Annotated in this window: 3 protein-coding genes and 3 pseudogenes; 1 reads left to right on the top strand and 5 read right to left on the bottom strand. The window is 35.6% G+C overall.

The genetic code is table 11. The features are described 5' to 3' along the window. The first annotated feature begins 975 nt into the window (after nt 1-975). Complete coding sequence (locus ACFILN_RS03685; RefSeq protein WP_375664293.1) at nt 976-1,476, top strand: hypothetical protein; 501 nt, start codon at nt 976-978, stop codon at nt 1,474-1,476. A gap of 290 nt (nt 1,477-1,766) precedes the next feature. On the opposite strand, the pseudogene ACFILN_RS03680 reads toward ACFILN_RS03685, so the two are convergent. The 5 genes and pseudogenes from ACFILN_RS03680 to ACFILN_RS03660 form a co-directional block, all read right to left on the bottom strand. Beyond that, nucleotides 1,767-2,222, bottom strand: a pseudogene (locus ACFILN_RS03680) (type ISP restriction/modification enzyme); the annotation flags it as partial. Between the two features lie 583 nt (nt 2,223-2,805). Continuing rightward, nucleotides 2,806-4,413, bottom strand: a complete 1,608-nt coding sequence (locus ACFILN_RS03675) for a YfjI family protein (protein WP_375670885.1) — start codon at nt 4,411-4,413, stop codon at nt 2,806-2,808. Nucleotides 4,414-4,425: 12 nt separating this feature from the next. Continuing rightward, nucleotides 4,426-5,311, bottom strand: a pseudogene (locus ACFILN_RS03670) (toprim domain-containing protein). 97 nt (nt 5,312-5,408) lie between these two features. Then, nucleotides 5,409-5,609: an AlpA family transcriptional regulator gene (locus tag ACFILN_RS03665; protein ID WP_007347209.1), complete on the bottom strand. Its 201-nt coding sequence runs from the start codon at nt 5,607-5,609 to the stop codon at nt 5,409-5,411. Nucleotides 5,610-5,816: 207 nt separating this feature from the next. Continuing rightward, nucleotides 5,817-6,062 (bottom strand): annotated as a pseudogene (locus tag ACFILN_RS03660) (integrase); the annotation flags it as partial.

The raw sequence follows: 6,062 nt of genomic DNA, 5'->3' as shown, positions 1-6,062 counted from the left end.
TAATTGTGATTTATAGACCGTTATGAAAACACTTATGAAAACATCTCAATAGAAACTGATCATTATAGAGATGAGCAAAATTCCTTTTAATAAACTTTTGTCAGTCTTGTCAGTTCTTTTTAGAACCTATATCATTTTTTTTAAATGAGAGAAAATTAAAATCATTATATTTCAATAAGTTAAGTTTTATCAATTTTTCAAAATACAACTTATTAAAACAGCCATAACAAATAAATACAACTGTAAATATATATTTGTCAGTTTATGTCAGTACATTGAATCGACAAAAGTGATCATTTAGTAAATGATTAAAACATGTCTTATGAGAGTATGTGATCTTTTAAAGCCTTTCAAAAGAAAGGGATTATAATCATAATAAATGCTATCAAGATCCTTATGGTTATGAGTTTTGAAGGGGTTTTGAGTTTTGAGGGTTGCTGCTATTATGTAAAAAAACGATAAAAAGTAAAAACGTTATTTTTCAATATGTTAAGATTTTACAGACCTTTAAAAAACAACCCATATTGATAACACAACCTATAAATTCAACTAATAATATACGTTTTGAGGGGGTTTTGACGGTTTTTACACCTTCAAAACCTATAAGCAAAATGAATATACATAACTCTCTTTAAACAAAGCTTTTGATAACAATAAAGCACTCATTTTAGATTACGGTATAATCTCTTAAAGGCAATGTAAAAAAATCTAATTCACTTTAAGAGTGGATTTCTTAAATTTTGCAAAACAATCTAAAAAAATTATTTAAAAGTTCAAATCGTATCTTTAATTTGAATTATAAATACATTATTAGACTTTTGCATTAATCAAAGGTTTATGATGATGAAGTTTTTTATTTTACTTTGTTTGTTAATACTCACAGCTTGTGGTCCTATAACACATTTGAACGGAATTGTTGATCCAAACTACAAGGGACGATTTCAAACGAAAAAGATGGTCATAGGAGGTGTTGGCATGTCTATTTCTGAGCAAAAAGCACTTGAAGACACCTTTGAGAAATCGCTTGTTAAATACAATGTACAGATATTGAGAGGATTAGAACTTTTCCCTCTAACTCGTAATTATTCCTATAACGAGAAAGAGGAAATTATAACAAATAAAGGCGCAGATGCACTCCTAATAGTTAGCGTTGATAATCGTGCTATATCGCAGACATATATCCCGCCAACGTATCATCCGGGAACCTCTACAAGTACTATTTCGGGATTTGGAAACTTTGCTACCATAGAAACTGAGACGACACCAGGTTATGTGACCGGTGGATATAATATTAGTAAGCCCGCCATAAGTGTTAGTGTTTATCTTATTCACCATACAAAAAACAAAGAAACCATATGGCTAGCAAAAGGCTATAGCGATGGAAATGCTTTTGCATCATTTTCTAATCTCATAGTAAGCGTTGCTGAAACAACTGTTGAAAAACTAGCCAAAGAGGGGCTTATAGTCCCAAAGTAGAGTTAGGAAAATAGCAGCATAATCACGAATTTTAGCCACAAGGTCGATGTTAATAAAGCTATCATTTTAGATTACGGTATAATCTTTTAAAGGCGATGTAAAAAAATCTAATTCTATTTAAGAGTGGGTTTCTTAAAAGTCTTAAAGCAATCCCAATAAGAGTGTTTAAAAGTACAAAGCCTTATTTTTAGAATAACGCATATTAGGATTGTATCTAATCAACTTAACAAAAGAGGTATAGATTATGGTTATAAGATTCTATACCCCTTTGTGAGTTTAGCAAGCCAAGTCTATTCAGTTTCTCTAATTTCTAATTTTGGTAAGTTCTTAACGATTTTCATTGTCTCTAAACTTATGGTAATAACCCTCTGAAATAACTCTAGAGGGTAGGCAGGGTTGCCAATGGTTTCAACAGCATAACGATTGGCATCATTAACAATGCCACTCTTTTTATCAGTCTTAACACATTGACGCCCCATAACCCATTCAAGAGCGGATTTACCATTAACGATATACTCACAAGCGTCAAGAGGGATATCTGTTATTGTGATATTGTTATTATAAATAACAGTGGTTTTATCTTTCTCTTTACCTGCTTTTGCTAATTTCATTTCAGTCACGTAATAGAATTTTTCTGGATTAGAGATCTCTGTAACTTTTGGATTACCTTTTTTAAAGGTTACGCGATAAGGTTTTACAGTTTCATAATTCACGTGCAAATGATCCAGTTCACGCCCTGTTACAACAGAGCTCCGTTTTCGTATAAGGGGTTTAAGTCTCTTCAAAAGAATTAAAACGAAGCTTATTAAATCCATTTTGAATGAATTGAGAAAAAATGCAGAAAAATGCTAAAAAAGCCGATAATTTTTTCAAAAGTTTTTTAAATGCTGTTTATCCGCAGCCCATGAGAGAGATCAGATCAGCAAAATAGTGAAATTTGCTGTTTATTTTATGGAAAAAGACAAATGAAGCATGTGCTTTTAAAATATCATAATGATTATTTTGATAGATTTTATGAGTCACTAAAATAATCTAGTTTGTTAGTTCAATTTACAGACACAAACTGACAAATATATATTATTGATTGTATTTAAGGTTGTATTATCGATATAGGTTGTATCGTTAAAATTCTAACATATTGAAATATAATGTTTTTAATTTTCTCTCATTTTAAAAAAATAATATAGGTTCTAAAAAGAACTGACAAGACTGACAAAACTCTTCTGATAAGGTCACTCAGATCATTTGCTTTTGGAAAAAAGTTCCTTGATGAGAATGCCATAAAAAGAGTTTTGCGTGGTTGTCTTAAAGACTTCAAAAGAGATTTTTTTATTGTTTTATGCTGTTGTTTTTAACCAAAGGATGCCATTCATACCGTCTATCAGGACGCCGACCTAATTCATTCCCCTCTATAGGAAATTCACGAATATAGTTACAACGACATAAAAGCTCTAAAGCTTGCTTAACGGCTCCATTGTCTTTTAAAGATCTCCAACACCGTCTATAGATATCTCTTGCCGTAAAAACATTGGGTAAAAGATCACAGCGCTCTACAATTAATTTTGCACGCTCTGCTGTTAATGTATCATTCGCCGCATAAAGACGTTTTGCATGGCTTATCAGATATTCTTCCCAATATAAGGCTCTCTCAAGGGCATCTCTATTGATTTCAAAACGCCCCCCTTCACTCAATTCAAAAATCAATGCAAGGGTTGGTATGGTTTTATTCATTTTCAAAAGATGCGCTTGTAAACTTGATGAGAAATGACCTCCTTTGATTGTTCTTTGAAAATTTTCCCACCATACACGAAACATTTCTTGAGCTTCAGCAGAAAAGCGTATGGTAATAGGGTGTTTTGGTGATCCTAATGGTTTATCATAAAGAGAACGAAAAATTCCTTGATAACTTTCCCATGCCTTTTGATTGGGAGGTCTATCAACCCATAACCGCTCTTTTCGTTCATCGGGCCACACCAGCATTTGAAATCGTTGCAATAAGCCGTCATTATTTGTTCCATGGTGCATTGCTTGAATAATGGGAATAATCCGTGAAGGTTGAATGCCCCCAATAATGGAAATGGTTGCATTGGGAATAAAAATGGTTCCACGTCCTATACGGTCATAGGTGTATGATTTTTTGCCATTAAAAGCTGTTAGATAAAAAGAACGGTCTGATTGATATTCCTTCCGTTCCAAATCGGATAAAAAACCAGATAATTCATCACGAACCAACAATAAACCACGGGGGTTTTCTTTTAACAATTCCCCAAGCTTTTCGACGGTCACATCGTTGACAATAAGACGTCGTTTATTAAGCGTGTCATCTTCCTCACTTTCTTTATGTTCAAGAGATTGAGAAAGAAGAGCAAGGGCTTGTTCCTCGTCTTGATCTTTGAGTGCTTTGTAGGCTTGTTTTTTCTTTTCTCTTTTGTCTAATTCAATAAGAATATCTTTTGTTTCTTGCTGTTTTTTCTTCTTTAACCATTCTTGATGCCATTCCTCTTGAAAAACATCAAGAGGTGCTAAAGCAGCTTCCATGGTATCTGTTTTCATAGTTGAAGGTTCCCCCACAATGGCACCCCAGAGATTAGGAACAATTTTCCAATTGGCATGTTGTTTTGGAGAAACTCGCACGCCATTTCCAATGACAGCAGACAATCCACATAAAGTAGAAACAGCAACAAAATCGATAGAAGATTGTTGAATATCAGCAACGTCATAAACATAGTTTATTAATGGTGTTGGAAGCAGGAATATTTTAAAAGGCTCGACGGGTAAGAGAGCCGTAGCAATCGGTTGTAATTGCCCCCAACCATTTTGTTGCAAGGCTTGTTCATAAGAAATGGCTTTTAAACAAGTATTTTCGTTTAAAGAGACATTATCGTTATCATTGATGGGAGTATTTTCATTATTGTTTTGTAAATTACTATCTTTCATAGTTTCCCTCTTTTAAGAAAGTAATACGTTATTAAAATCAGTTCCTTTTGGAGCTTGCATCATAAAGACCTCAAAGCCATGGCTATAGGCACGCGCAGCGAGGTTAAAACCTGCTTTACGACCCGCATCATCGCCGTCCATTGCAATGGTGAGATGCCCTTTTGTATGGGGTAAATTCACACGCATCATGCCACTGGTTGAAAGAGAAGCCCATAAATCAACGGGCTCTGATAACAACCCAGACAAAAGAGCCAGACCGGTTTCAATGCCCTCACAAATGACCAGATGTTTGGGATTGCCTTGACTTAAATGCACAGCACCACCTGTTACAGATCCCAACATGGCTTTTGCTGGTTTTTGGTCTGTTTTGCAGCCATTGGCTTGTAAAAAGGTTCTATGAATGGCAAAGGAACCAGCACCCTTAACAAGAGCCACTAACGCGGGCAGTGTACCCCCAGAGGGGTGTGGACATTTGTCGTAAAAGCGTAAATCAGTAGGCAAATCACATGTAATACCCCGCATACGTAAATAGGTTTCTGCTAAAGTATTTTTGATTGGTTGGCTTTGTTGCCAAATTGCTTTTGCTCTCTCTGCTTTCTGTTTTGCTCGTTTGAGATCAGCACAAAACTGTTTTGAGAAAGAGAGCGTCTGATCATAAGCTTTATCAAAAAAGGCTTGTTTTCCAAGCAAGCCAATTCTAATGAGCGCTTGTATGATCTCTCTAAAAGAGCAGCCAGCATAACAATAGAGTAAAAGACGCCCATCATGTCCATTGGCAAGGGATAAGCTGAGGCAGCCTATCATCATGAGCAGGGCAACGGGCTGTTCCATAACGCCCATGCCAAGTACCACGCAAGGCACGTGTGATACCTTGCGCATTCTTAAAAGAACACATCATTTTAAATCCTATAACGTTGCGTCATAGGACGGATTGTGCTATCTCTAGGGTGATGAGTTTGAGAAAGCCTTGTCCGTCCTTACGCGACAAGGTTTTTTTATGCCGCGTCACTTTGACGTTGCTGTTTTGCTTGCTCGATGACATTCAAAAGATCTGATTGTAACCAACGGGATAAAAAGCCAAATTTTAAAGGTTTTGGGAGAGAGCCATTGGTAACATGACGGCGGAATGTTGAGACACTCATATGAAGCAATTTTGCACTTTCACGGTCTGTCAAAAGAATATCATTTTCTGTCATACTAAAATCCTTTCTATCAAAAAATGGTAACAAATCATAACTATTTATTAACCACATTTTGGTTCATTTAGAAAGATGTTTTATTCATAGAAAACAATATTTTATTATACAATTTCTGATGTGATACGTTATGAGTCTTATTGAGAAAGAATGAGAGAGAAGAGAGCTAAAGTTATCCACAGATAATGGGGTTATTCACCCCATATTTTAGGTTTGACCCGTGACATAAGCCGCCCATTTATCCATATAGACACGGCGCTGTTCTAGATAGTCAGTACGACGATAGGAGCGCTCTACTTGTCCTCCTACTGTATGACTTAGAATAGTTTCAGCGACCTCATAGGGGGCATCGGTTGTTTCTGCTAGCCAATTGCGTAAACTAGAGCGAAAACCATGGGGGCAAGCTTCAATTTTATTTTTTCTCATATACGCCGCCATCATCGTATGTGAAAG

This window comes from Bartonella sp. CL434QHHD, assembly GCF_042195145.1.
In the GTDB taxonomy this organism is placed as follows: Bacteria; Pseudomonadota; Alphaproteobacteria; order Rhizobiales; family Rhizobiaceae; genus Bartonella.
Note: the sequence above shows the minus strand (reverse complement) of the source record. Positions and strands in the feature narration are given on the sequence as shown.

Excerpts from the sequence above, each read along its gene's own strand:
- ACFILN_RS03675 (WP_375670885.1), bottom strand. The coding sequence starts at position 4,413 with ATGAAAGATAGTAATTTACAAAACAATAATGAAAATACTCCCATCAAT.
- ACFILN_RS03685 (WP_375664293.1), top strand. The coding sequence starts at position 976 with ATGTCTATTTCTGAGCAAAAAGCACTTGAAGACACCTTTGAGAAATCG.
- ACFILN_RS03665 (WP_007347209.1), bottom strand. The coding sequence starts at position 5,609 with ATGACAGAAAATGATATTCTTTTGACAGACCGTGAAAGTGCAAAATTG.